General features: G+C 67.2%; 19 protein-coding genes. 1 reads left to right on the top strand and 18 read right to left on the bottom strand.

All coding sequences use genetic code 11. From position 1 onward, the window contains the following. Window positions 1–39: 39 nt before the first annotated feature. From smc to ACTNAU_RS06340, 18 genes are all read right to left on the bottom strand, one after another. Window positions 40–3,609: a chromosome segregation protein SMC gene (smc, locus tag ACTNAU_RS06425; protein ID WP_441097911.1), complete on the bottom strand. Its 3,570-nt coding sequence runs from the start codon at window positions 3,607–3,609 to the stop codon at window positions 40–42. 4 nt (window positions 3,610–3,613) lie between these two features. Further along, window positions 3,614–4,606 carry an elongator complex protein 3 gene (locus ACTNAU_RS06420; RefSeq protein WP_441097910.1) on the bottom strand — a complete coding sequence of 331 codons (993 nt, stop codon included), beginning with the start codon at window positions 4,604–4,606 and terminating at the stop codon, window positions 3,614–3,616. Then, on the bottom strand, window positions 4,603–5,280 hold the full coding sequence (gene rnc, locus ACTNAU_RS06415; protein WP_021659814.1) for a ribonuclease III: 678 nt from the start codon (window positions 5,278–5,280) through the stop codon (window positions 4,603–4,605). Before rnc ends, ACTNAU_RS06420 begins: the two co-directional genes overlap by 4 nt. Further along, complete coding sequence (gene plsX, locus ACTNAU_RS06410; protein WP_256136330.1) at window positions 5,280–6,299, bottom strand: phosphate acyltransferase PlsX; 1,020 nt, start codon at window positions 6,297–6,299, stop codon at window positions 5,280–5,282. The genes rnc and plsX overlap by 1 nt, the downstream gene beginning before the upstream one ends. Window positions 6,300–6,317: 18 nt before the next feature. Then, complete coding sequence (gene trmFO / locus ACTNAU_RS06405; RefSeq protein WP_441097909.1) at window positions 6,318–7,646, bottom strand: methylenetetrahydrofolate--tRNA-(uracil(54)-C(5))-methyltransferase (FADH(2)-oxidizing) TrmFO; 1,329 nt, start codon at window positions 7,644–7,646, stop codon at window positions 6,318–6,320. Then, complete coding sequence (topA, locus tag ACTNAU_RS06400; protein ID WP_021659817.1) at window positions 7,643–9,733, bottom strand: type I DNA topoisomerase; 2,091 nt, start codon at window positions 9,731–9,733, stop codon at window positions 7,643–7,645. The genes trmFO and topA overlap by 4 nt, the downstream gene beginning before the upstream one ends. 58 nt (window positions 9,734–9,791) lie before the next feature. Further along, window positions 9,792–10,829 (bottom strand): DNA-processing protein DprA, encoded by a 1,038-nt coding sequence (locus ACTNAU_RS06395; RefSeq protein WP_441097908.1) that lies wholly within the window; start codon window positions 10,827–10,829, stop codon window positions 9,792–9,794. Then, entirely contained in the window at window positions 10,826–11,614 is a 789-nt protein-coding gene (locus tag ACTNAU_RS06390; RefSeq protein ID WP_441097907.1) for a TrmH family RNA methyltransferase, read from the bottom strand. Before ACTNAU_RS06390 ends, ACTNAU_RS06395 begins: the two co-directional genes overlap by 4 nt. A 90-nt stretch (window positions 11,615–11,704) precedes the next feature. Next, window positions 11,705–12,058 (bottom strand): 50S ribosomal protein L20, encoded by a 354-nt coding sequence (gene rplT, locus ACTNAU_RS06385; RefSeq protein ID WP_185914877.1) that lies wholly within the window; start codon window positions 12,056–12,058, stop codon window positions 11,705–11,707. A gap of 44 nt (window positions 12,059–12,102) precedes the next feature. After that, window positions 12,103–12,300, bottom strand: coding sequence for a 50S ribosomal protein L35 (gene rpmI, locus ACTNAU_RS06380; RefSeq protein WP_021661506.1), 198 nt, complete (start codon window positions 12,298–12,300; stop codon window positions 12,103–12,105). Window positions 12,301–12,323: 23 nt separating this feature from the next. Then, the gene (gene infC, locus ACTNAU_RS06375; protein ID WP_185914876.1) at window positions 12,324–12,827 is read right to left on the bottom strand and encodes a translation initiation factor IF-3; all 504 of its coding nucleotides are present in this window, start codon (window positions 12,825–12,827) and stop codon (window positions 12,324–12,326) included. 255 nt (window positions 12,828–13,082) lie between these two features. Next, entirely contained in the window at window positions 13,083–16,607 is a 3,525-nt protein-coding gene (locus ACTNAU_RS06370; RefSeq protein WP_441097906.1) for a UvrD-helicase domain-containing protein, read from the bottom strand. 3 nt (window positions 16,608–16,610) lie between these two features. After that, window positions 16,611–19,904 carry a PD-(D/E)XK nuclease family protein gene (locus tag ACTNAU_RS06365; protein ID WP_441097905.1) on the bottom strand — a complete coding sequence of 1,098 codons (3,294 nt, stop codon included), beginning with the start codon at window positions 19,902–19,904 and terminating at the stop codon, window positions 16,611–16,613. Between the two features lie 178 nt (window positions 19,905–20,082). Then, a complete protein-coding gene (gene spoIIR, locus ACTNAU_RS06360) occupies window positions 20,083–20,727 on the bottom strand; it encodes a stage II sporulation protein R (RefSeq protein WP_441097904.1) in 645 nt (214 codons plus the stop codon). Between the two features lie 248 nt (window positions 20,728–20,975). After that, window positions 20,976–21,860, bottom strand: a complete 885-nt coding sequence (gene ispE / locus ACTNAU_RS06355) for a 4-(cytidine 5'-diphospho)-2-C-methyl-D-erythritol kinase (RefSeq protein WP_441097903.1) — start codon at window positions 21,858–21,860, stop codon at window positions 20,976–20,978. Between the two features lie 21 nt (window positions 21,861–21,881). Further along, on the bottom strand, window positions 21,882–23,021 hold the full coding sequence (locus ACTNAU_RS06350; protein ID WP_441097902.1) for a DUF362 domain-containing protein: 1,140 nt from the start codon (window positions 23,019–23,021) through the stop codon (window positions 21,882–21,884). A gap of 81 nt (window positions 23,022–23,102) precedes the next feature. Then, window positions 23,103–24,281, bottom strand: a complete 1,179-nt coding sequence (locus tag ACTNAU_RS06345; protein WP_353653949.1) for an aminotransferase class I/II-fold pyridoxal phosphate-dependent enzyme — start codon at window positions 24,279–24,281, stop codon at window positions 23,103–23,105. Next, window positions 24,278–24,757 carry an Lrp/AsnC family transcriptional regulator gene (locus ACTNAU_RS06340; protein ID WP_021661514.1) on the bottom strand — a complete coding sequence of 160 codons (480 nt, stop codon included), beginning with the start codon at window positions 24,755–24,757 and terminating at the stop codon, window positions 24,278–24,280. The genes ACTNAU_RS06345 and ACTNAU_RS06340 overlap by 4 nt, the downstream gene beginning before the upstream one ends. A 341-nt stretch (window positions 24,758–25,098) precedes the next feature. Between ACTNAU_RS06340 and ACTNAU_RS06335 the strand changes: the two genes are divergently transcribed. Next, the coding region (locus ACTNAU_RS06335) for a hypothetical protein (protein WP_441097901.1) at window positions 25,099–25,284 on the top strand (186 nt) is incomplete at its 3' end.

Raw genomic sequence — 25,284 nt, 5'->3', positions numbered from 1 at the left:
CCTTTTATGGTATGTATTTCCCGGGGAAAAAGCCGCCGGTCAGTTCACAAATTCGGACCCCACCTCGGAGACGTCCAGCTTCAGCAGCTTGGAGACCCCCTCCTCCTGCATGGTGACGCCGTAGAGGACATCCGCCTCCTCCATGGTGCCGCGGCGGTGGGTGATGCAGATGAACTGGGTCTCCCCCGACATGGTGCGCAGGTAGGCGGCGTACTTGTTGACGTTCACGTCGTCCAAGGCGGCCTCGATCTCGTCGAGGATGCAGAAGGGCGACGGGTGGACAGTGAGGATGGCGAAGTAGATGGCGATGGCCACAAAGGCCTGTTCGCCGCCGGAGAGGGATTGGAGGTTGTTGATGATCTTCCCCGGCGGGGCCACCTGGATGTCGATGCCCGACTCGAGGACGTTTTCCGGGTCGGTGAGACTGAGGGCCGCCTTTCCCCCGCCGAAGAGGTCGACGAAGATGCGGCTGAAGTGGCGGTTGATCTGGGAGAAGTTCTCCTCAAAGCGGGCGATCATCTCCTTGGTGAGGGCGGCGATCAGCTTGTGCAGGCTGTTCTTGCTCTCCTCCACGTCCGCGATCTGGGCGCTCATGAAGGAAAAGCGCTCCTTCTCAGCCCGGTACTCCTCGATGGCGTCCAGGTTGACCGAGCCCAGGGCCCGCATCTTCCCCTTGAGGGAGGCCAGGCGGCGCTTGGCCTCCCCCTCGTCCTCCAGGGGGCGGGCCTCCTGCTCGGCCTGGCTGCGGGTCAGCTCGTACTGGTCGTAGAGGTCGGCCACGATCTTGTCGTAGTCCTGCTGCATGGTCTGCTTGCGCTCCTCCAGCCGGGCCAGCTCCCTGGCCACCCCGTCCTTGTCGGACTGGATGGACTTTTGCTCCTGGCGGTTTTGCACCGCCTCCTGTTCCAGGGACTGGCGGCGCTGGGAGATCTGGTGGATGGCGGCGCGGCGCTCGGCGATCCGCCCCATGAGGTCGCTGTTTTGCTCGGCCAGCTCGGCGATGTCCCGGTCGATCTTCTCGCTGCGGGCCTTGGCCGCCTCGATCTGGGCGAGGATCTCCTCTCTCTGCTGGCTGCTGCCCAGCTTGGTCTGCTGCAGGGAGATGATCTCCTCCCCCCAAATCAGGGTGTCCTTCTGCAGACCGGCGATCTCCATCTTCTGCTCGGCGATCTCGTCGAGGATGGCCTGCCGGGCGTCGGTAAAGGCCTTGGCGGAGGTGGAGAGGGCGGCCAGCTCGCCGTCGAGTTTCTGGTAGAGAGCGGTGGTCTGCTCCTGCTCGGTGAGCAGGGCGTCCATCTCCCCCTCCAACTTCTCCAGGTAGGTGCGCTGGGCAAGGGCGTCCCGCTCCAGCCCCTCCAACTGGCTGCCCGCCTGCTCGAGGTACTGGCCGATGCGGGCCAGCTCGCCCTCGCAGCGGATCTTGTCCTGCCCGGCGGTGATGAGCTCGCTCTGGGCGCCCTCCATCACCGCCTGCAGCCGGGCCAGCTCCTCCCGCAGTTCCCGCTCCTCCCCGGTCAGTTCGGCCAGGCGAGCCTGCTGTTTGGCCGCCCCCTCCCGCAGGGCGGTCAATTCGCTCTCGCGGGAGAAGACGCCGGTGGTCTTGGAGAGGGAGCCGCCGGTGAGACTGCCCCCGGCGTTGACCACCTGGCCGTCGAGGGTGACCACCTTGAAGCGGTAGCCAAAGGCCTTGGCCAGGGCCACAGCGGTGTCCAGATCCTCCACCACGGCGGTACGGCCCAACAGGTTTTCGGCGATGGGGCGCAGCCGCTCGTCGCAGTCCACCAGCTCGCTGGCGACCCCCACGTAGCCGTCCCAGTCGTCCAGCCCCCGCTCGCTCAGCGAGCGGCCGCGGATGACCGTCAGGGGGAGGAAGGTGGCCCTGCCCCCCCGCTGCTGTTTCAAAAATTGGATGGCCGCCTTGGCCGCCCCCTCGTCCTGGCAGACGATGTTCTGGGCGGCGGCCCCCAGGGCCACCTCAATGGCGGTGGCATAGGCGCGCTCGACCTTGAGCAGGGTGGCCACCGGGCCCAAAATGCCCCGCAGCTTCCCCTCCTTGGCCGAGAGGGTCACCTTTTTGACGCTGTAGGCAAAGCCCTCCATGTTGTCCTTCAGGTCCTGCAGGACCTTCATCTTGTTCTGGGCGTCGGTGCAGGCGGCCCGCAGGCGGTCCAGCTCCTCTTTCGCCCGGCGGTGCTGCTGCTGGCGGCTCTCCCACTTGAGGGCGTAGCCGTCCTTGGTGTTCTGGGCGGAGGTCAGCTGTTCCACCACCTGGTCGAGCTGCTGGGCGACCTCTTTCCTTTCGGCCTCGGCCTTCTGCATCTCGCCGGTCAAGAGCTCCCTCTTCTCCCCCAGGTCCTGCAAAACAGCCTGGGAGCGGGCCCGGTTGTCGGCCCCGGCGTGCAGCCGCACCTTGATCTCGCTGAGCTCCACCGAGTAGCCCGAGAGGGCGGACGTCAGCTCCTCCACCCGCTCCTGGGTGGAGGAATTTTGCACCACCAGCCCGGAGAGGGTCTCCTCCCGCTCGGCGATCTCCCGCTCCCGCTGGGCGGCCAGGGCGCGGCTCTTCTCGATCAGGGCCTGCTTGTCGGCAATCTTCTGGTCGATGTCCTCCCCCCGGCGGGCCAGATCCTCCATCTCCCGCCGGTGGCGCTCCACCTCTTCACCGGCGTGCTTCTGCTCGTTTTGCAGCACCAGCACGCTGGCCTCGTTCTGGTTGATCTGGGCGCCCAGCTCGGCGATGTCGGCGTTGACCTCCTCGATCTCCGAGGCGCAGCGGTTCATCTGCTGGTAGAGCTCCTCGTTTTTCTGGTCCATACCGTCGATCTTCTGCTGCATGGTCTCAAAGTCCCGCTGGGCCAGGAGGAGCTTGTCCTCTTGCTGGCGCAGCAGCTGCCGCGACTTGGCCAGGGTGTAGACCCAGAGGGAGACCTCCAGCTGCCGCCGCTCCCCGGCCAGCTGCAGAAACTGGCTGGCCTTTTCGCTCTGCACCCGCAGGGGCTCCAGGCGGCTCTCCACCTCCTGCAGGATGTCCCGCAGCCGCAGCAGGTTTTCCTCGGCCCGCTCCAACTTGCGCTCGGCCTCATTTTTCTTGTAGCGGTATTTGGCGATGCCGGCGGCCTCTTCAAAGATCTCCCGCCGCTGTTCGCTCTTGGCGCTGACGATTTCGGAAATTTTGCCCTGGGAGATGATGGAGTAGCCGTCCTTGCCCAGGCCGGTGTCCATGAACAGCTCGTGCACGTCCTTGAGGCGGACGGCCTGGCCGTTGATGCGGTACTCGCTCTCGCCCGAGCGGTAGAGCTTGCGCAGCACCGTGACCTCCTCGGCCTGAATGCCCGCCAGCTTCCCGTCGGCGTTGTCGATGACCAGGGCCACCTGGGCAAAGCCCATGGGGGAGCGGGCCTGGGTGCCGCCAAAGATGACGTCCTGCATCTTGGCCCCCCGCAGGGACTTGCTGGACTGCTCGCCCAGCACCCAGCGCATGGCGTCGGACAGGTTGCTCTTGCCGCTGCCGTTGGGCCCCACCACGGCGGTGAAGCCGTGGTCAAATTCCAACCGGGTCTTGTCCGGGAAGGACTTGAACCCGTAGATTTCCAGTGCCTTTAAAAACAAACTCTCACATCCTCCGGATGGTGTAGGGCGCCACCGCCCCGTCTTCGTATACCTTGATGCGCTGCCCCCGCTCGGCCAGGGCCCGGCGGTTTTCCCCCCGGTGCCCCACCGCCTTGGAGGCGTGGCCCGGGGCCACCCCCAGCCGGTACTCCCCGGCGGGGAGGCCGGCCAGCGCTTCGCCCATCAGGGCGGCGTACCGCCTGCTCTCGCAGAGTTCCCGAAAGGCCGGGTGAAAGGGGCCCGCCACCCACCCCTTGGCCAGGCTCTCGTCCGGGTGCAGCCCCACCCGGATGACCCGGATGCGCGCGCTGTCAAAAAGCCGCAGAAGCGCGGCGGTCTGTTCCACCGCCTCTTCCAGCGAGAGGGGCGCGTATGCGCCTTTTTCATAGAGCGCGCAGAGTTCGGTGTCCCGCATCACCAGGGTGGGGTAGATGCGCACCGTGTCGGGGGCCAGGGCGACAAACGCCTCGGCGGTGCGCCGGTCGGTCTCCCGATCGGCGCCGGGGAGGCCGGTCATCATCTGCAGCCCCAGTTCCAGCCCGGCGGCGCGGACGGCCCGGCAGGCGGCGCGGACATCCTCCGCCGTGTGGCCCCGCCGGTTTTTCGCCAGCACCCCGTCGTCCATGCACTGGGCCCCCAGCTCCACCGCGGTGACCCCGCGGGCGGCCAGGTGGCGGGCCATCGGCCCGTCCAGGCAGTCGGGCCGGGTGGAGAGGCGGATGCCCGCCACCTGGCCCCGGCGGACAAAGGGCTCGGCCACGTCCAGCAGCGCCTCCCGGTAGGCCGGGTCGACGGCGGTGAAACTGCCCCCGAAAAAGGCGATCTCGCAGTGCGCCCCGTCAAAGCCGGGGGTGCGCACCGCCCCTTCGAGCAGCTGGGCCACCTCCTCCGGGGAGGGGGCGTGGGCGGCCCCGGAGATGCGGTTTTGGTTGCAGAAACTGCACCGCTGGGGGCAGCCCAGGTGGGGGATGAAGATGCCGATGTTGCCGTGTTTCACTCTTCCCCCATCAGCCGCAGGGCCTCTTTGGCGGCGTCCTGCTCGGCCGCCTTCTTGCTGCGGCCCCGGCCGGTGGAGAAGACGTTGTTGTCCAAAATCACCTGCACGGTGAAAATCTTGGCGTGGTCGGGCCCCTCCTCCCCCGCCAGGCGGTATTCCAGCTGGTCCTCGGGGTTTTGCTGGACGATCTCCTGCAGGCGGGTCTTGTAGTCCACAAAGGGGGTGTAGGTGCGGTTGGAGAGGAGGGAGGACATGTTGCGCAGGATGAAGGCGGAGGCCGCCTCCATCCCCCCGTCCAGGTAGATGGCGGCGATCACCGCCTCAAAGGCGTCGGCCAGGATGGAGGGCCGGTCCCGGCCGCCAGAGAGGTCCTCCCCCCGGCCCAGGCGCAGGTAGTCCCCCAGGTGGATGGCCCGCGCCAGGTCGCAGAGGGACTTCTCGCAGACCAGGGTGGCTCGCACCCGGGTCAGCTCCCCCTCGGGCATGTCGGTGAGGTTTTTGAAGATGTAGTCGCTCACCACGATGGAGAGGACCGCGTCCCCCAAAAACTCCAGCCGCTCGTTGTACTGCACGCCGGGCCCCCGCTCGTTGGCAAAGGAGGAGTGGGTGAGGGCCGTCTCGATGAGCTGCTTGTCGAGAAAGCTGTAGTGCAGGGTCCGCTCCAGTTTTTCCATTACCGTTCGCCCCCTTCGGCGGCCTTCTGCCGCATCTCGCCCAGGGCGGTCTCGATGGTGGAGATCACCCCGTTTTCCACCATGGTCTTGGCCTGGCGGATGGCGTTCTGAAACGCCTCAGCCCCCGAACTGCCGTGGGCCTTGATCACCGGCGCTTTTAGCCCCAACAGGGGGGCCCCGCCGTACTTCGAGTAGTCCATCTTGTCCTTAAAGCCCTTCATCCCCCCGGCCATGGTCAGGGCGCCCAGCTTGGTGAGGGGGCTTTTGAACATCACCTTTTTCACCTCGCCGGCCATCATCTTGGCCAGCCCCTCGGTGAGTTTGAGGATGATGTTGCCGGTAAAGCCGTCGCAGACCACCACGTCGGCCACCCCGAAGGGGATGTCCCGCGCCTCGGCGTTGCCGATGAAGTGCAGGGGCGCGTCCTGCATCAGCCGGTAGGTCTCCTGCTGCAAGGGGGTGCCCTTGTGGGGCTCGGTGCCGATGTTGGCGATCCCCACCTTGGGGGCGGCGATCCCCATGATCTTCTCCATGTAGGCCGACCCCATCACCCCGAACTGCACCAGCATCTCGGGGCGGCACTCGGCGTTGGCCCCCACGTCGGCCAACAGGTAGGCGCCGGTGGCCGAGGGGATGACGGTGGTGAGGGCCGCCCGCTTGATCCCTTTGAGCCGCCCGGCGATCATGGTCGCCCCCACCACCAGGGCGCCGGTGTTCCCGGCGGAGACAAAGGCGTCCCCCTCGCCGGATTTGAGCATCCGCAGCCCCTCGGCCATGGAGCAGTCGCCCTTCTCCTTCAAGACGGCGGTGGGCTCGTCCTCCATGGAGATCTGGGTGGGGGCGTGGCGGATGTCCAGCCCCGCCAGGTCGACCGACAGGGCGGCCGCCCGCTCGGTGAGCAGGGGCTTGTCCCCCACCAGGGTGATCTCCACCCCGTATTCGTCCCGGGCCAGCCGGGCCCCCTTGAGGGTCTCGTCGGGGGCGTTGTCGCCGCCCATGGCGTCAAAGATGATTCGCATGGTCCATTCCTCCCGTCTCTAGCTCTGTGCGGCCTCGGCCTCGGCCTCGCCCGCCGCCCGCAGATAGCCGCGCAAGCTGCAAAGGGCGCGGGCCGCCAGGGCGCCGTAGCGCTCCTGCTTGCCGCGGACGCGATTTTCCAGCGGGGGCAGCACCCCCATGTTGGCCCCCATGGGCTGAAAGTCTGCGTTCCCCCCGTCGCTGACATAGTGGGTCAGCGCCCCCAGCATGGTGTCGCGGGGCAGTTCCAGCAGGGGCCGGCCCCGGGCGGCGCGAAGGGCGTTTTTCCCCGCCAGGATGCCGCCGGCCGCGCTCTCGATATAGCCCTCGGTGCCGGTGATCTGCCCGGCAAAAAAGACCTTGGGGTGGCGCCGCAGGCAGAGGGTGGGGCACAGCAGTTTGGGGGAGTTGAGGAAGGTGTTGCGGTGCATCACCCCGTAGCGCATGAACTCGGCCTTTTCCAGCCCGGGGATCAGCGAGAACACCCGCTTTTGCTCGGGGAACTTGAGGTTGGTCTGAAAGCCCACCAGGTTGTAGAGGCTGCCCTGCACGTCCTCTTTTCGCAGCTGCACCACCGCCCAGGGGCGGTGGCCGGTGGCCGGGTCCCGCAGCCCCACCGGCCGCAGCGGCCCAAAGCGCAGGGTGTCGTGGCCGCGGGCGGCCATCACCTCCACCGGCATACAGCCCTCGTAGACCCCCACCTGTTCAAAGTCGTGCAGGGGGGCCCGCTCGGCGGACACCAGGGCGTCGATGAAGGCGTCGTACTCCTCCTTGTTCATGGGGCAGTTGAGGTAGTCGGCATCCCCCCTGCCGTAGCGGGCGGCGGCAAAGACCCGGTCCCGGTCAAGGGACTGGGCGGTGACGATGGGGGCCGCCGCGTCGTAAAAGCTGAGATAGTCCTCCCCAATCAAATCGGCGATGGCCGCCGAGAGGGCGTCGGAGGTGAGGGGGCCCGAGGCGACCACGGTCCACTCGTCCGGGTCGATGGCAGTGACCTCCCCCTCCACGACCTCGATGTTGGGGTGGCGGCGCACCGCCTGGGTGATAGTGTCGGAAAACCGCACCCGGTCCACCGCCAGGGCGCCCCCGGCGGGGACCCGGGTCTCGTCGGCGGCCCGGCAGACCACCGAGCCCAGCAGCCGCATCTCGGCCTTGAGCAGCCCGGCGGCGCTCTCCACCCGCTCGGCCTTCAGGGAGTTGGAGCAGATGAGCTCGGCAAAGCCGGGGTACTGGTGGGCGGGGGTGTATTTTTGCGGCTTCATCTCGCAGAGGAGCACCCGCTCCCCCCCGTCTGCGATCTGCAGGGCCGCCTCACAGCCGGCCAGACCGGCGCCGATGACCCGGATCATTCTGCCCGGTCCTCCCGCTCGTAGCCACAGCCCTCTTTGGCGCAGTAGATCTTGGCGTCCCGCCCGGTCTTTTTAAAGAGGGTGGCGCCGCACTTGGGGCAGGTCTCGGGGATGGGCAGGTCCCAGGTCATAAAGGAGCAGCTGGGGTTGTGCTCGCAGCCGTAGAACTTCCGCCCCCGCTTGGACTTCTTCTCCAACATCTTGCCGCCGCAGAGGGGGCAGAGCCCGCCGGTCTCCACGGTGATGGCCTTGGTGTTTTTGCACTCGGGGAAGCCGGGGCAGGCCAAAAACTTGCCGTAGCGGCCGGTCTTGATGACCATCTTGCGCCCGCAGAGCTCGCAGACGATGTCGGTCTCCTCGTCGGGCACCTTGAGGCGGGTGCCCTCCATGGCCTTCTCCGCCTTGTCCAGCGTCTCCTCAAACTCGCCGTAAAAGGCGTGCAGGACCTTGACCCAGTCGGCCTTCCCCTCCTCGATCTCGTCGAGGCTGCTCTCCATCCCCGCGGTGAACTTCACGTCGACGATGTTTTGAAAGTGCTCTTCCAGCAGCTGGGTGGTCACCTCCCCCAGGCTGGTGGGGACCAGCATCTTCTGCTGGCGCTCCACATAGCCCCGGCCCAAAATGGTGGTGATGGTGGGGGCGTAGGTGCTGGGGCGGCCGATGCCGTTCTCCTCCATCGCCTTGATGAGGGTGGCCTCGGTGTAGCGGGGGGGCGGCTCGGTGAAGTGCTGGCCCAAATCGATCTTGTCGGTGAGGATCTTCGAGTCCTTGCGGATGGGGGGGAGGGACTTCTCGTCGTCCTCGGCGGTGTCCTTCCCCTCGATGTAGACCTTGGTGAAGCCGTCGAAGCGGACGGTGAAGCCGGAGGCGCGGAAGTTGTACCCCTCCACCAGCAGGTTGACCGTCACCGTGTCCAGCAGGGAGGAGGCCATCTGGCTGGCGATGAACCGCTTCCAGATGAGGCTGTAGAGCCGGTACTGGTCGGGGCTCAGGGAGTCCTTGATCTGCATGGGGGTCAGGGAGGGCATGGTGGGGCGGATGGCCTCGTGGGCGTCCTGGGTGTTGGCCCCCTTGCGGGCCGAGTAGGCCCGGGGCTTTTCGGGGAGGTAGTCCTTCCCGTACTGCTTTTCAATGAAGGCGGTGGCCTCGTCCTGGGCGTCTTTGGAGATGCGCAGGGAGTCGGTCCTCATATAGGTGATGAGGCCGACGGCCCCCATCCCCTCGATCTCAATGCCCTCGTAGAGCTGCTGGGCGGCCTGCATGGTGCGCCGGGACTGAAAGCCCAGTTTGCGCGAGGCCTCCTGCTGCATGGTGGAGGTGGTGAAGGGGGGCGAGGGATTGCGCTTGCGGCTGCCCTTCTTGATGGAGTCGATGACGAATTCCCTGCCGACAATGTCCTGGTAGATGGCCTGGGCGGCCGCCTCGTCGGGGATCTCGATCTTCTTGCCGCCCTTGCCCACCAATTTGGAGGAAAAGGCGGCCTGGGAGCCCTCGACCCGGTGGCGGGCCTCCACGCTCCAGTACTCGGTGGGGACAAAGGCGCGGATCTCCTTTTCCCGGTCGACGATCAGCCGCACCGCCACCGACTGGACGCGGCCGGCGGAGAGGCCCTTGCGGACCTTGCGCCAGAGAAAGGGGCTCAGCTTGTAGCCGACGATGCGGTCGAGGATGCGCCGGGCCTGCTGGGCGTTGAAGAGGTCCATGTCGATGGTGCGGGGGGCCTTCATCCCGTTTTGGATGCCGGTCTTGGTGATCTCGTTGAAGGAGACCCGGTTGGGCTCGCTCACATCCAGGCCCAAAATCTGCGCCAGGTGCCAGGAGATGGCCTCCCCCTCCCGGTCGGGGTCGCTGGCCAGGTAGACCTTGTCGCTCTTTTTGGCGGCGGCCTTCAGCTCGTTGATCAGCTTGCCCTTGCCCTTGATGTTGATGTATTGGGGGGCAAAGTCGTGCTCGAAGTCCACCCCCATTTTGGTTTTGGGCAGGTCGCGCACATGGCCCATGGAGGCCACGACGCTGTAGCCCCGGCCCAGATATTTTTTAATGGTCTTTGCCTTGGCAGGCGATTCCACTATAACCAGTTTCGACAATCCATTCACTCCTCGTTTTTCGAGTGGGTTTTGCACGGCCCTCGCCGCGAATACTTCATTATAGCACCCTCCGGTAGCGCCCGTCCACCCCCCGGGCGATCTGCCCGGCCAATTCCAGCTTTGAAAGCGCCGCCAGCACCGCCGGGGGCGGGGCCTGCACCCCGGCCAAGATCCCCTCGAGGGGGGCGGGGCCCGAGTGCAGCAGGGCGAGGATCGCCCCGGCCGGGCCGGCCGGCACCTCTCTCGGCGGGGGCGGCGGGGCGGCCGGCTCTTCTTGAGGATGGTCCAGCAACTGGTGGGGATATACGCAGACCTGCCCCCCTTCCTGCAGCAGCCGCCAAAAACCGGCGGCAAAGGGGGTGCGAACATCCCCCGGCAGGGCGTAGACCGGTTTTTGCAGGGCCCGGGCAGCAGCGGCCGCCAGGTGGGCGCCGCTCTTCTGGGCGCACTGGGGGACAAAGAGCCGGTCCCCCAGCGCCGCTAGGAGCCGGGCCCTCTGGTGGTAGGCCTGGCGGGTGACCGGGCAGTCGTCGGGGTGTTCGCTCACCACCGCGCCCCCGGCGCGGGCGATCCGTTCGCAGAGGTCCCGGCAGCCGGCGGGGGTCAGGTAGCCAAACCCCGCCGGGAGGACGGCCACCGCCCTTCCCCCGGCGGAGAGGGCCCCCTCCAGCGCGGCCTGGTCCACCCCGTAGGCCACCCCGGCCACCACCGCCGCGCCCCCCTGGGCCAGGGCCCTGCCAAAGGCGCGGGCGCAGTCGGCGCCGTAGGCGTCGGGGGTGCGGGACCCGGCCACCGTCACCGCCGGGCCCGCAAGGGCCGCCGGGTCCCCCTCGCAGAGGAGAAAGCCCGGCGGGTCGGGCAGCGCCGACAGCCGGGCGGGGTAGTCCTCCCCGCCCCAGCAGAGGGCCCGGCGGGAAAAGGGCGGCTCGTCCGCCGGGTCGCGGGAGAAGAGGCGCGCCCGCTCCCGCGCGGTGAAAAAGCCGTCTTCCCGCCCCCGCTGCCAGACGGCTTCGGGGGAGCCAAAGTGCGCCAGCGCCGCCTTTAGCCGGGGGTTGGCCGGGCCCAGCCCCCGGTAGAGCCAGAGGGCCGGATTCAACGGGCCATCTCCCACAGGAAGAGGGAGGCGGCCACCCCGGCGTTGAGGGATTCGCAGCCGGGCGCCATGGGGATCTCCACCAGTTTGTCGCACCGCTGGGCCACCTGGGGGGAGATGCCCGCCCCCTCGTTGCCCACCACCAGGGCGCAGGGGGACTTCCAGTCGATCTGCCCCACCGGCACGCTCTCCCGGTGGAGGGCGGAGCCGTAGACGGGGAGCCCGGCGGCCTGCAGTTCCCCCACCGCCTCGGCCAGGTCGGGGACCACCGTCAGCGGCACCTTGAAGATGGCGCCCATGGCCCCCCGCACCACCTTGTCGCCCAGAAAGTCGGCCCCGCCCTCCCCGGCGATGATGCCGGTGACCGAGAAGGCGCAGCCGCTGCGGACGATGGTGCCCAGGTTGCCCGGGTCGGCCACCCCGTCCAAGAGGAGGTAGTGGCCGCCGGGGTCGATGGGGCCCAGCCGGCGGCGGACCAGCCCCGCCCGGCAGGCGGCGAGCACCCCCTGCGGGCTCTCGACCCCGCTGATTTTGGCCATCACCCCGTCGCTGACGCAGAAGGCCGACCGGGCCGACCCCTCGAGGGCGGCGACCACGTCGGGCCAGCGGGTGCGGGCCTCTTCGGTGAAAAAGGCGCTCTCCACCGCGCCGGAGGCGGCGGCCTCGGCGCAGAGGCGGGCCCCCTCGCAGAGAAAGAGGCCCGCCTCCCGCCGGGCCTTGGCCGACGAGCGCAGGCGGCAGATCGCCTTGACGCGGGGATTGTCCCGGCTGGTGATGTGTTCTGACACAGCAGTTTCCTCCTTTTGCCGCCCGCGGCGGTACGAAAACCGCCCGGTCAAATGGCTTGACCGGGCGGCAGATGCGCATATTACGCCCCTTTACAGAGCGGCCTTGGCCTTTTCGCACAGGGCGGTGAAGGCGGCGGCGTCATGGATGGCGATTTCCGACAGCATTTTGCGGTTGAGGGAGATGCCGGCCTTTTTCAGGCCGTTGATAAAGGTGGAGTAGTTCATGCCGTTCGCCTTGCAGCCGGCGGAGATGCGGGTGATCCACAGTCTGCGGAAGTCGCGCTTTTTCTGCTTGCGGCCGATGTAGGCGTACTGGCCGGACTTCATCACGGCCTGTTTGGCGGTTTTAAACAGCTTGCTCTTGGCGCCGTAGTAGCCCTTGGCCAGCTTCAGAACCTTTTTTCTTCTCTTGTGCGTCATGGTCGCTCTCTTAATACGAGCCATATCCTTATACCTCCTAGGTTTCCTTCAAAAATTCCGGCCTCTATTTAGGCGTAGGGCAGCAGTTTCTTGATGGCCTCTACGTTGGTCTTGTCGGCGTAAGCCGCTTTGCGCAGGCCGCGTTTTCTCTTGGTGTCCTTCTTGGTCAGGATGTGGGACTTGTAGGCGTGACCCCGCTTCACCTTTCCGTTTTTGGTCAGCTTAAAGCGTTTTTTGGCACCGGTGTGCGTCTTCAGCTTCGGCATCTTATATGCTCCTCCTTAAAATGTTACTTCACGGGCTTGGGGGACAGAAAGGCGACCATGCTGCGCCCTTCCATCTTGGACGGTTTGTCGACCACGGCCTCGTCGCCGATGAGCTCAATAAAGCGGTTCATCAGTTCGACGCCCAGGTTTTTGTGGGCCATCTCGCGCCCCCGGAAACGGATGGACACTTTGACCTTGTTGCCCTGGCCCAAAAACTTGTTCGCCTGGCCGATCTTGGTCTCCAGATCGTGGGTATCGATGTTCAAAGACATGCGAACTTCTTTGATTTCGACGATTTTCTGCTTCTTTTTGGCCTCTTTGTCCCGCTTGGACTGTTCAAAGCGGTACTTGCCGTAGTCCATGATCTTGCAGACCGGCGGCTGTGCCGTCGGGGAGATCATGACCAAGTCCAGATCGCGGCTGTACGCCATCTCCAACACCTGACGGGTGGGGAGAACGCCCAGCTGGCTGCCGTCGGAATCGATCGCCCGAACCTCTTTTTCTCGAATACTCTCATTGATGAGCATGTCTTTCTTAATTGCCCATACACCTCCATAAGCCCTGAAATTACAAAAGTGCGACAACACCGTTGCCGCACTTGACCAATCGCCCAAACGCGCGTCGCCCCTGTGGGGAGACGCCCCTTTTCTGATTGACCGCACCGCCACAGAAGGCCGGTGGGTGAGAACGGCAGATGTTGTTCTACTTTGTTGTCTAAACTAGTATAGCAGCCCCACCTCGCCCTGTCAACTGTTTTTTTGCGGCGGGCGGCGGATTTTCCCCTACTCCAGTTCCAGCGCCTTTTGCAGGTAGAAGGAGTAGAGGATCTTGTGGCGCACCGGCTTTTCCAGCAGGTCGCCGATGCCCTTGGTGTAGACTTGCAGCTGCACGGCGTAGCGCTCGCCCAGGGCCGCCAGGTCCTTCACCCGGTCGGTCTTGTAGTCGATGATGGTCAGCTCGCCCCCCTCTTCGAGGACGCAGTCGGCCACCCCCTGCACCAGCACCGTCTCCCCAAAGCCGGCGGCCTCGCCGTCCAGCTCCCCCGCGTCCATCCGGGTGAAAAACCGCAGCTCCCGGTAGAGGCGGTCGGCCCGGGCGATGCGCAGGCCCACCGGCCCCGCAAAAAAGCTGCGCAGGACGGCGGGGTCGATGCAGTCGGCCTCAGGGCCGGTGAGGTACTGCTCCCCTCTCAGGCGGGCGATCTCCCCCTCGGGGTCGACCGCGGCGGCCCGGTAGTCGCAGTACTGCATGAACTTGTGGTGGGCGTTGCCCCGCTCGGTGGGGGTGAGCCCCCCCTGGTAGGTAAAGACCGGGCGGGTGTTGAGCCAGCTCTTGCGCCCCTTGGCCAGCTGGGAGACCGAGGCCTTGGCCGGCAGGGCGGTCAGGGCCCGGTAGGGGTACTGGTAGGCGAGCTTCTCCCGCAGCCGGGCCACCTGGGCGGGGTCGGCCGGCACCTCTTCCCGCGCGGTCTCCCGCGGGGCGGGCAGGGCGGGGCGGACCACCGCCGTCACCAGGGGGAAGGGCGCTTCCCCCGCCGGGAGGAGGACCCCCGCCCCCCGAAAGAGGCCATCTGCCCCCGGGTGCTGGGCCAGGGCCGCCAGCACAAAGTCAGCGAAGCAGCCGCTGCGGCGGACGGCGTAGGGGCTGGTGCCCCGGGCCCAGCAGGCGCGGGCATAGCTCTGGGGGTCCTTCTGGGCGGCGGTGAGGATCAGCTTCTGCTTGGCCCTCGTCAGGGCCACGTAGAGCACCCGCATCTCCTCGCTCAACAACTGCTGCACCGCCTCCCACTTGGCGGCCTCGTGCATCAGGGTGGAGTGCTGCAGAAAGTGTTCCCGCCGCCGGTAGCAGGTAAAGCCCATGGCCGGGGAGACCTGGGCCCGGGCCCGGGCGTCTTTCAGGTTGTAGCCGCCCCCCAGCCGGGAGACAAAGCAGACGGGGAACTCCAGCCCCTTGGAGCGGTGGATGCTCATCACCTGCACCCCGTTGCCCCCGCCGCCGGACTGAGCGCCGGGCAGGTCGTCCCCCCCCTCAGCCACCCGCTCCAGATAGCGCAGGAACTCCCGCGCCGAGCCGGACTGGGAAAACTCCTGGGCATAGGTGAGAAAGAGGCGGAGGTTTTCCCGCCGGGGGGCGGGGTTTGCCAGCCCGCTGACCAGGTTCTCCACGTCGGTGGCCAGGTAGATGCGCCCCAGCAGCTCCCGCGCGGGGAGGACGGCCGCCAGCTCGCGGAAGTAGCGCAGGTCCTTTAAAAACCCGTCCAGCTTGGGGGTGCGCGCCGCCCCCAGCAGCCGGGCGTAAAGGCTCTTCCCCGCCCCCTTGGGCGCGCCGGCGCGGATTTCGGCCAGCTCGTCGGGGGTGAAGCCGTAGAGGGGGGAGAGCATGGCCCCGGCCAGGGCCACGTCGTCTTTGGGGTTGTCGATGCACTTGAGCAAGTCGGTGAGCATCCCGATCTCCTTGCGGCCGAGAAAGCCCTGGCTGCCGCTGCCGCCGGCCGGGACCCCCGCCAGCTCCAACCGCTCGAGATAGAGGGGGGCCAGGGTGTTGGCCGAGCGCAGCAGCACGGCAAAGTCGCCGTAGCGGGCGGGGCGGGTGACCGGGCCGTCCTTGACCAGGAACCCGCCCTCCACCATGGAGCGGATCTTCTGGGCGACAAAGTCGGCCTCCCGCTCGTCCAGGGTGCGGCGGTCGGGCGGGGGCGGCTCCTCCCCCTCCCCCGGCTGTTCGGGGCTGCCGTCCACCAGGTAGATTTCGGGCGCATCGTCCACCGCCGCGCCGTCGTACCCGCCGGAGTAGACCAGCTCCTCTCCCTCGCCGTAGGGGATCTCCCCCACCTCCCGGCTCATGACCCGGGAGAAGAGGAAGTTGACAAAGTCGGTGACCCCCTTGGCGCTGCGGAAGTTTTGGCCCAGGGTGATGAGGGCCGGGTAGACGCTGCCGTCATAGGGGTGAAACTGCTCCTTCTTGGCGATGAAGATCTCCGGTTTGGCCTGGCGGAAGCGGTAGATGCTCTGCTTGACGTCCCCCACCAAAAAGAGGTTCTCCCCATTTTTGGACAGGGACTGGAAGAGGGCGTCCTGCACCCCGTTGGTGTCCTGGTACTCGTCCACCATGATAAAGGAGATGGTGCTCGACAGTTCCCCCGCCAGCTCGCTGGGGAGGATCTGCACCCCGTCGGTGGTGGTGCACAGCCGCAGGGCGTACTGCTCCAAGTCGGAGAACTCAAACTGGTTTTCGGCCCGCTTGCGCTCCTCCAACTTGCGGCCAAAGCGGCTCACCGCCCCGTAGAGGGCGGCCACCAGGGGGCGCAGGGCGGCCACGTCCTCCCGGTGCTGGGCGGGGGTGCGGCAGAGGCGCTTGTCCCGCCACTCGGCCCAGTCGGCCCGCACCTCGTCGCGCAGCTCTTTGACGCGCACCTTGAGCGGGTCGTCGGCATAGCCCCGCACCGTGGGGAAACGGGCAAAGCCGCCCGCCCGCAGCCGCTCCTCCAGGTCGCCCAGGTCCCCGGCCAGGGCCGCGTCCAGGGCGCCTTGCACCAGGGCCCGGTCGCTCTCGAGCACTGGGGCCAGGGCCGCGGACAGCTTTCCGTCCCCGGCGGCGAGGTCGCCCATCTTCTCCAGTTGGGCGAGGGAGAAGGAGAGCATCTCCGCCGCGCCCGCGAGGAGGGCCCTGCCCCAGACGCTCTCCCCCGCCGGCTGGTCCCCGTCGTAGAGGGCCAGGGCGCTGTCGATCCAGTTTTGGGGGTAGGGCAGGGACTGGAGAAAGTCGTGCAGCTTTAAGAGGATGTCCTCCAGCCGCCGGTCGCTGCGCTCGGCGTTGACCAGTTCGGCCATCTGCAAAAAGGCGGGCTCCGCCTCCTCGTAGAGCTCCTGCAGGGTCTCGCCCAGGGCCCGCTGCTTGAGCAGCCCCGCCTGGGCCCCCTCCACAATGGAGAAGTCCCGGCGGATGCCCAGGGCCGAGAAGTGCTCCCGCACCAGCTTGATGCAAAAGGAGTCGATGGTGCAGATGTCGGCGCGGGAGACCAGGGCCTGCTGGCGGCGCAGAAAGGCGCTGCCCGGCCGGGCGGCGATCTCGGCGGCCAGGCCGGTGTAGATGCGCTGCTTCATCTCGGCGGCGGCGGCGTTGGTGAAGGTGACGATGAGCAACTCCTCCGGGCTGACGGGGGCCGTCTCGTCGGCCAGGAGGGAGACCACCCGGTTGGTGAGGACCGAGGTCTTGCCCGAGCCGGCGGCGGCGCTGACGAGCAGGGTGCCGCCCCGGTCGTCCACCGCAGCCTGCTGCCACCTGGTAAAGCGGGGCTTTTCAGCCATCTGTCACTCCCCCTTTGTCCTCTGGTAAAATTCGGCGTCCCCCTTCAGTTTGGGGCACTCCCGCCGCTCGTCCTTCTCCTCGATGAGGCAGACCCGGCGGTAGTCGCAGTAGGTGCAGGGGAGGAATTGGTCCTTTTGCAGGGGCACGGCGCCGATCTCCCCCTGGCGCAGCGCGTCCACCAGCCCGGCCATGGTGCGGCGGATGTGCCCCTCGATCTGGCCCATCTGCTCCAGCGTCGCCAGGCGGCTGTACTTGCTGAAGGTGCCGTCCTTGTTCTGCTTGACGGGGATGAAGTCCCCCGCCACCCCCGGCTCCATGGCGCGGACGACCTCCAGGTCCCGCAGCACCAGTCCGCTCTGGGTCAGCCCCTTTGAAAAGAGGGCGGCGGAGCCCTCATCCGGCTCCCCCTCCACGTCGGAATAGGTGACGGCGGCGGGCATGTAGAGGACCCCGGCGGGCAGGCTGCCGGCAAAGGGCCCCTCCCCCTGGCAGAGGGAGAAGAGGTAGATGAGCATCTGCATGTTCAACCCGCTGTACACATCGCTCAGGGAGAAGGCCTTTCCCCCCGACTTGTAGTCCACCACCCGCAGGTAGGGCTGGCCGTCGATCTCGCAGGTGTCCACCCGGTCCACATACCCCTGCACCGCCACCTCGGTGCCGTCAGCGGCCTGCACCCGCAGGGGCGGAGCGTCCTTCCCCTCCCCCACCGGCAGCTCGAAGGCGGCGGGGAAAAACCGGCTCTGGGCCAGCTCCCTCTGCAGGTGGGTCAGCAGCAGCTTGGTGTTTTCCCGCACCTTTTGCAGCAGGTACTGCTGGCGCTTGGTGAGGTTTTCCTCCCCCAACTGCTCCTTCCCGTAGCGGGCGGCGGCGGTGTCAACAAAGCCGTCCAGCTCCTCTCTGGGGACGGCGGGGAACGCCCGCCCGTAGGTCTTGAGGGCCTGTTCCAGCAGGTAGTGGATAAAGCTGCCCGTCTCCAGGGGGGAGACCTCCCCCTTGGGGGGCGGGGCGAGCCCCAGCCCCCGCTTGAGGTAGAAGGAGAAGGGGCAGTTTTCAAACTGTTCCAGCCCGGTGGGGGAGAGGTTCAGCTTGGACCCGAAGAGGAGGTAGCTGGCCTCCCTCCCGAGGGTGAAGCGGTACCCCTCGCCGCTGCGGCGCACCCGCTCCAACCGGCGGCGCTCCGGCTCGCCCAGGGCCTGGGTCAGGGCGGCCGCCAGGGCCGGGTCCTCCCCGGCGCAGAGGGCGGCAAAGGCGGTCTCCCGGTTGGAGACGGCCTCCTCCCCCGGAAGCTCTCCGGCCTCCACCTTGAGGCCGGGGATCTTCAGGGCGGTCTCCACCAGCTCACTGGGCTCAAACTGCTCCCCCTTCAGCGAGGCGGTGTGGTAGCCGATGTAGAGCCGCTCGCTGGGGGCGCAGACCGCATTGTAGCAGTAGCCCAGCTCCCGGCTCACCGCCTCGCCGGTGTCCACGGCGTAGGCAAGGCCCCACTCGGCCAGGGCGTTTTTCTCCTTTTGGGTCAGCAGCCCCGGCGGGTCCTCCTGCAAAGGGAAGGCCCCAAAGGTCGCCCCCAGCACAAAGCAGACCCGACAGCCCTCCAGCCGGGTCTTGTCCGCCGAGCCCACGATGACCTGGTCGAGGCTGCGGGGGATGGCGCCAAAATCCCCCGCCTTGAGGGAGAGGCGAAAGATCTCGGCAAACCGGTCGATGTCCAGCGGCTGGTCCCCCAGGGTGAGATAGAGCTCGTCCAGCACCGCCACCAGGGCGTCCCACTGGGCCACAAAGTCGTCGGCCAAAGCACTCTCCCCCAGCTCGTCCAGCCGGGCCACCTGCCGCTCCCCCAGCCGGGCCGCGCCGTATCGCTCCAACAGCGAAAAGAGCCCCTTGACGATTTTCCCGCCGGTGCTGCGGCGGCAGCTCTTTTCAAAGGCAAACAGGGGGTCGCAGACGGCCTGGCGCAGCGCCTCGACCCGGCGCAGGGTCTCGGCCCCTTCGGGGGTGAGGGGGCCGCCGAAGCCGTCGGGATTTTTTTCAAAGGGCCGCTTGAGGGCCGCGCCCGAGAGGTTCCAGGTGTAGAGGTAGTTTTCCAGGTCGCAGAGGGTCTCCTCGTCGGCATCGGCCAGCCCCTGCCGGGCGATGAGGAGGAGGCCGTCCGCGTCCAGCCCCCGGGTGAGGGCCCGCAAAATGGCCAGCACCAGGCTGACGGTGGGCTTGGCGTAGACCGGCTGGTTCTCGTCGATAAAATAGGGGATCTCCCGCCGGTCGAACGCCTGGCGGATGGCCACGGCGCAGTCGTCGGCCCGGCGGCAGAGGACGGCGATCTCCCGGTAGCGGTAGCCCTGGCGGCAGAGCCGGTCGATCTCGGCCGCGGCCCAGTCGCACTCGGCAAACCGGTCGGGGGCGGCAAAGACCCGCACCTTCCCCTCCTCCAGCGGCGCGGGGCGGCGCCCGGCAAAGGCCGCCTCTATCTGGCAGAGGTCGGCGGAGGCAAAGCGGGGGGTGTCCAGCCGCTCGGGCTCGGCCACCGCCACCCCCATCTCCCGGCAGTTGCGGGCCAGGCGGCGGGCGGTCTTGCGGGCCTCGTAAAAGGGGGAGAGCTCCCGCCCGTCCCCCTGCCAGGGATCGTCGCAGCAGAGGGCCACCGTCACCTCCTCCGCCTCCCGCAGGATGCAGTCGAGCAGGTCGTGCTGGGGCTTGGTGAAGCCGGTGAAGGCGTCGACAAAGACCGACTTGCCCAAAAAGAAATCCCCCCGCCGGTCGATGGCGCGGTAGATCTTCCCCGGCTCATCGGTGAAGCTGCGGTCCAAAAGGGCGTCAAAGGCGGCGAAGACGGCGGAGAAATCGCCCAGCTTGTCCTGCAGGGCGGGGCTCCCCAGGGCCTGGGCGGCCTCGTCGATGGCCTGGGGCGAGAGGCCCATGTTCTGAAACTCCTCCCGGGCGGCGATGAGGGCCGAGAGAAAGCCCTCGGTCACCGGCTGGCCGCCGTAGAGGCGCAGCTGGTCTTTGGTCTCGTAAAAGGCCGAGGCCATGAGGGAGGCCGCCCCCACCCCGGTCAGATCGGGGACGGAGAGGCCGCCGTTTTGGGCGAAGATGGTCTCGCACAGCCGGGTGATGGAGAGGACCTGCACCCGGCTGAAATCGCCGTGGGGCAGGGCGGAAAAGAGGCGGCTCTCGGTCTGGTAGGAGGCCTGTTCCGGCACCAGGAACAGCACCTCCCGCCCCTGGGCGGCCCGCTGGGCGACCCGGCTCTCCAGCAGGGTGCTCTTGCCGGTCTTGGCCCGGCCCAGCACCAGTTGCAGCATCTCTCTCCCCCCCTTTCGGCCCGGCCCTCCCGCCGCCCAAAAGGGGCGGTGGGAGGGAGTGTCGTTTGCCTTTCAGGATAACACGTTTTGGCCCGCCGGGCAACCCGCGCAGGGCGCAAAAAGGCGGGCGGCCGCGGCGGAAGATCTTTCCGCTTTGGCCGCCCCCCCGGGACCCGCTCTAGTGGGTGTAGTGCTCGGCGCTCTTCTCGCCGGAGAAGAAGCGCTGCACCCCCTCAAACCACTCCACCACCTTGAACTTGACCTCCACCCCCTGGGCGGGGTCGATCTCCCCCGCCGCCTCGCCGTAGACCGAGTCGGGGGTCTGCTCGCTGGCGGTGGGGACGCAGAGGGGCGGGAACATGACGCACCACCAGTTGTGGCCCTGCCCCTCGCCGATGACCAGCTGCAGGGCGTCATACTCCCCTGCGGGGAGGATCGCCCGGTCGCCGTAGCGCTTGATGTCAAAGTAGAGGTTTGTCACCCCGGCGCGCACCGGCTCCTGACAGCCGTTTTCCCGCAGGGCCGTCTCGGCGGCCTCCTCGATGGCGGGCAGCTTCTCCCGGATGGCGTCCAGGGCCTCTTCCTTGTCCTCGAGATCGCCAAAGAGCTCGTCGGAGCGGGCCAGCACCGCGTCGCGCACCTGCAGCTTGAGCGCCTGGTCCTCCGGCGAGTCGGAGTTGGCCACGATGTGCAGCCGCACGGTGTTCTCGCGGATGGCCTCCACCGACTCCCCCTCTGCGGACACCGCCGCGTAGAAGATGCAGAGGACCGAGGCCAGAGCCAGGGCCCACTCCCACTTGTGGACTTTTGCAAAACGCTTCACTGAAAACGCCCCTTCCGATTTGTCTGGGGAGAGTATGGAGCGCTCTTTTTCAAATTATACCTGGAAAATCAAATTTTTTTGCCGCCGGCAGAGGGGGAAAGGGAAAAGCGCAAGGGAAGGGAGATAGGGCCGTTCCCCCGCTCCACCCCGTCATCGGCTCTCCCCCTCACCGATGCAAAGGGGTCCTTCTGCCAGCGCACTGTTAAAGGCGCCCGGCCCCAGCGGAGCCCTCGGCCGGCTGTCGGTCCCTAGACCGGCTGTCCCCGGCGGTCGGTCACCCCAAAGGGGGCGGGGCGGCAGAGGGCGGTCTGGGGGTAGACTTCCCGCAGCGCCGCCTCGGCCCGGCGGGCGGGGCCCTCCCGGTCAAAGAGGCCGAAGACCGCCGAGCCGCTGCCGCTCATGCAGGCCCCCAGCGCCCCCCCTTCCTCCATCCGACGGGCGATTTCCCAGACCGCCGGCGGCACCACCCCCGGCAGCTGCATGGCGTTTTTCAGGGCCTGTCCCAGGGCGAGCAGGTCCCCCGCCGCCAGGGCGGCCAACAGCCGCTGGGTGTCGGGGCGGGGGGGATCTTCCGCTCCGTCAAAGGCGGCAAAGGCCGCCCCGGTGGAGACCCCCTCCTCCGGCTTGGAGAGGAGGAGAAAGCAGTCCCCCAGCGGGGGAAGGGGGGTCAGCTTTTCGCCGAAGCCCCCCACCCGGGCGGTGCCCCCCAGCACCAGAAAGGGGATGTCGGCCCCCACCCCGGCCCCCACCTCGCAGAGCTGGGGGGTGGTGAGCCCCGCGCCGTAGAGGGCGTTCAGCCCCCGCAGCACCGCCGCGCCGTCGCTGCTGCCGCCCCCCAGCCCCGCCTGGGCGGGGATCCGCTTTTGGATGTGGATGGCGCAGCCGCCCGTCAGGCCGGTCCGCTCAAAAAAGGCGCGGGCGGCCCGGTGGGCGATGTTTCGCTCGTCGCAGGGCAGGGTCGGGTCGTCCCCGGTGAGGGAGATGCCCGACGGCGTCCGGCACAGGGTGATCTCGTCGCAGAGGGTGACCGTCTGCATCACCATGTCCATCTCGTGATAGCCGTCCGGCCGCCGGCCGAGGATGTCCAGAGACAGGTTGATTTTGGCGTTGGCCCGCAGGTGCAAACCGTCCATGGGCGCGCCCTCCTCTCGCTTTTAGTGTTTGGTGAGGATGTTTTTGGAGACGCGGATGGCCCCCACCGGGCACATCTCGTGACAGCAGTAGCAGCGGATGCAGCGCTCCCTCCGGATGCGGGCCTTCCCCCCTTCCAGGACAATGGTCTGGGGCGGGCAGCTCTCGGCGCACTTCCCGCAGCCCACGCAGGCGGCGGTGTCGATGAGCGGCCGGGGGGTGAAGAGGGTGCGCATCACCCACCTGGCCGGGCGGCGCAGGGGGGCGGGCACCCCGGCCATAAAGTCCACGGTGGAGGAGCGGGGCCGCTGAAAATGGCGGTTTTGCAGGGCGTCCTCGTCCCCTGCCAGCGCCACCTCCCCGCCAAAGAGCCCCCGCTCCCGGGCCAGCCGCACCGTGGCCACCTGTTCGGGGGAAAAGCCCATCAGCCGGCAGAGGCACTCGTCCACGGCGTAGGGGCTGCGGCCGCAGAGGGTCAGCCCCACCTGCTTTTTCACCCCGCTGGAGGGGCCGTCCCCCTCCATGCACTCCACCGCGTCCACCAGCACCAGATCGGGCCGCACCGCGCCGCAGAGGTCCAGGAGCATCTGGGAGAAGTCCTCGGTCTCGGGGAAGCGGTAGTGCATCCGCGGCTTTTGCAGGCCGAGAATGCTGCCGAAGAGGTTTTTCACCCCGCCGGAGAGGGTGGTCATGCAGTGGGTCTTGCACTTGGCGACATCCACGATGAAGTCGGCCCGGCAGATGGGGGCGATGACGGCGAACTTCTTGGCCTTCACCCCGGCGGGGTTCTCCCGCTCCCCCTCCCCCAAATCGAAGTTGAGGCGGGCGCCGGTGTCCCGGGCCACCTCCTCCATCCCGCAGGCGCGGTAGATGCCCCGCAGGGCGCTCTCGGTGTAGGGGCCGCCGGGGCTGTCGGCAATGACGATCTCCCGCACCCCCAGCTCCTGCAGGCAGACCACCGCCGCGTAGACCAAGTCGGGGTGGGTGGTGGTGGCCCCCTCGGGGGCCCGCTTCATCAGCAAATTGGGCTTGATGAGGGCGCGGGTGGCCGGGCCCACCTGCTCCTTTACCCCCAGGGCCGCAAAGTGGCGGCGGACGGCGGCCACCGCCTCCTCCCGCCCGTAGCGCGGGGTCTTTATCACCGAAACCAGTTCAGCGGACATCTTCCGATCCCCCATTTCTCAAAACGGGCCGCGGCCCCTTCGGTCGCGGCCCGTGCCGTTTGGTTTTTTGGCGGGGCGTCCTCACCCCTGCCGCTCTTCCAGAAATTCGCCGATGCGCTTGATCGCCTTTTTCAGGTGGGAGAGGGAGTAGGAGTAGCTCACCCGGATAAAGCCCTCCCCGCTCTCGCCAAAGGCGTCCCCCGGCACCACCGCGATTTTCTTGGAGTAGAGCAGCTCCTCGCAGAACTGGGCGGAAGACATCCCGGTGGAGCGGATACAGGGGAAGACGTAGAAGGCCCCCTTGGGGGTGAAGCAGGGCAGCCCCAGCCTGTTGAAGGCGTCGACGATGTAGCGCCGGCGACTGTCGTACTCCTCTTTCATCTCCTCGATGCTGTCGTCGCAGTTGTTGATGGCCTCCAGCGCGGCGTACTGGCTGACGGTGGGGGCGCACATGATGGCGAACTGGTGGGCCTTTTTCATCTGGGCGAGGATGGGGGCCGGGCAGCAGGCGTAGCCCAGCCGCCAGCCGGTCATGGCAAAGGCCTTGGAAAAGCCGTTGACGGTGATGGTGCGCTCCCACATCCCCTCGATGGCGGCAAAGGGGGTGTGTTTCAGCCCGCCATAGGTCAGCTCGGCGTAGATCTCGTCGGAGAGGACCATCACGTCGGTCCCCCGCAGCACCTGGGCGATCTCCTCCAGGTGGCGCCGCTCCATCACCGCGCCGGTGGGGTTGTTGGGGAAGGGCAGCACCAGCAGCTTGGTGCGCTCGGTGAGGGCGTCCTTCAGCTCCTGGGCGGTGAGGCGAAACTCGTTTTCCTCCCTGGTGGGGATGGGCACCGGCACCCCGCCGGCCAGCTGGACGATGGGGGTGTAGCAGACAAAGCTGGGCTCGGGGATGATCACCTCGTCCCCTGGGTCCACCAGGGTGCGGATGGCGATGTCGATGGCTTCGCTGCCGCCCACCGTGACCAGGATCTCGTCGCTGGGGTCGTAGGTGAGGCCGTCGAACCGGCGCTGCAGGTAGCGGGCGATCCCCTCCCGCAGGGGGGCCAGTCCGGCGTTGGCGGTGTACCAGGTCTTGCCCTCTTCCAGGCTCTTGATGCCGGCCTGGCGCACCGAGTAGGGGGTGTCGAAGTCGGGCTCCCCCACCCCGAGGGAGATGACCCCCTCCATCTCGGCGGCGATGTCGAAGAACTTGCGGATGCCGGAGGGCTTCACCTGCAAAATTTTGTTGGAGAGGATTTTGTTGTAGTCGATCACAGGTTGGTGAGTCCCCTTTCATCGCGTTTTTCACCGCAGAAGAGGATGTCGTCCTCCTTGTATTTCTTGAGGACAAAGTGGGTGGCGGTGCCGGTCACCCCGTCGATGGTGGAGAGTTTTTTGGCCACCATCATGGCGATGTCCTGAAAGGTCTTGCCGGAAATGTGGACCGACAGGTCGTAGCCGCCGCTCATCAGGTAGAGGGAATCCACTTCCTTCATCTGGGCGATCTTGTCGGCCACGTAGTCAAAGCCGCAGTCCTTGCGGGGGGTCACCTTCAGGTCCACCAGGGCCTCCACATGGTTCTCCTCGGTCTCCTCAAAATCGATGACCGCCCGGTAGCCCTTGATGACCCCGTCCTCTTCCAGCTGGCGAAGCCGCTCTTCCACCTCCGCCTCGCTCTGGTCCAAAAGCAGCGCCAGCTGCGCCACCTCCATCATGCCGTTGCGCCGTAAGATCTTCAGTAATTTGTCCATCCGTCACTCACTCCTTCACGTCTTTTTTTCCGCCCCCCGGTAAAAGGGGCCGATTGAGTAAATAGTATACTCTCTTTTGCCCCCGCGCACAAGGGGGGCGCATCGGGCAAAAACCCGTTGCCGGGCGCATTTTTCTGCCCCTGCACGGTGTTTTTGGGCGGGGAAATATGCTATAATGGCCGCATGGCGATATTCGCCGGGGCGGGCCCGGCAGCCGGCTGCCCCTCCCCCCTGTTTTGGCGGGGCGACGCGCCGGCGCACGGCCCCCCCTTTCCCCCGCCGCGGCGGATGCACTGTCCGCGCCGGGGGCCCCATCTCTTTTTGGCAAGGAGGTCTCTTTTTTGGAAAGCATTGTACGGGTGGCGGCGCTCACCTCCCGCATCTCCCTGGGGGACATGCACAAAAGCGCCGAGGCCCTGATCGAGGCGGCCCAGCAGTTGGGGGATCGCGCCCCCGACCTGGTGCTGCTGCCCAAATACACCCTCACCGGCGGCTCGCTTGGCGAACTGGCCCAAAACGGCCAGTTC

This window comes from Bittarella sp. HCP28S3_D9 (assembly GCF_052065655.1).
Lineage (GTDB): Bacteria > Bacillota > Clostridia > Oscillospirales > Ruminococcaceae > Bittarella > Bittarella massiliensis.
Note: the sequence above shows the minus strand (reverse complement) of the source record. Positions and strands in the feature narration are given on the sequence as shown.

Excerpts from the sequence above, each read along its gene's own strand:
- rnc (WP_021659814.1), bottom strand. The coding sequence starts at position 5,280 with ATGGAAAAACTGGAGCGGACCCTGCACTACAGCTTTCTCGACAAGCAG.
- plsX (WP_256136330.1), bottom strand. The coding sequence starts at position 6,299 with ATGCGAATCATCTTTGACGCCATGGGCGGCGACAACGCCCCCGACGAG.
- trmFO (WP_441097909.1), bottom strand. The coding sequence starts at position 7,646 with ATGATCCGGGTCATCGGCGCCGGTCTGGCCGGCTGTGAGGCGGCCCTG.
- rplT (WP_185914877.1), bottom strand. The coding sequence starts at position 12,058 with ATGGCTCGTATTAAGAGAGCGACCATGACGCACAAGAGAAGAAAAAAG.
- rpmI (WP_021661506.1), bottom strand. The coding sequence starts at position 12,300 with ATGCCGAAGCTGAAGACGCACACCGGTGCCAAAAAACGCTTTAAGCTG.
- infC (WP_185914876.1), bottom strand. The coding sequence starts at position 12,827 with ATGCTCATCAATGAGAGTATTCGAGAAAAAGAGGTTCGGGCGATCGAT.
- ACTNAU_RS06370 (WP_441097906.1), bottom strand. The coding sequence starts at position 16,607 with ATGGCTGAAAAGCCCCGCTTTACCAGGTGGCAGCAGGCTGCGGTGGAC.
- ACTNAU_RS06365 (WP_441097905.1), bottom strand. The coding sequence starts at position 19,904 with ATGCTGCAACTGGTGCTGGGCCGGGCCAAGACCGGCAAGAGCACCCTG.
- ispE (WP_441097903.1), bottom strand. The coding sequence starts at position 21,860 with ATGGACGGTTTGCACCTGCGGGCCAACGCCAAAATCAACCTGTCTCTG.
- ACTNAU_RS06350 (WP_441097902.1), bottom strand. The coding sequence starts at position 23,021 with ATGTCCGCTGAACTGGTTTCGGTGATAAAGACCCCGCGCTACGGGCGG.
- ACTNAU_RS06340 (WP_021661514.1), bottom strand. The coding sequence starts at position 24,757 with ATGGACAAATTACTGAAGATCTTACGGCGCAACGGCATGATGGAGGTG.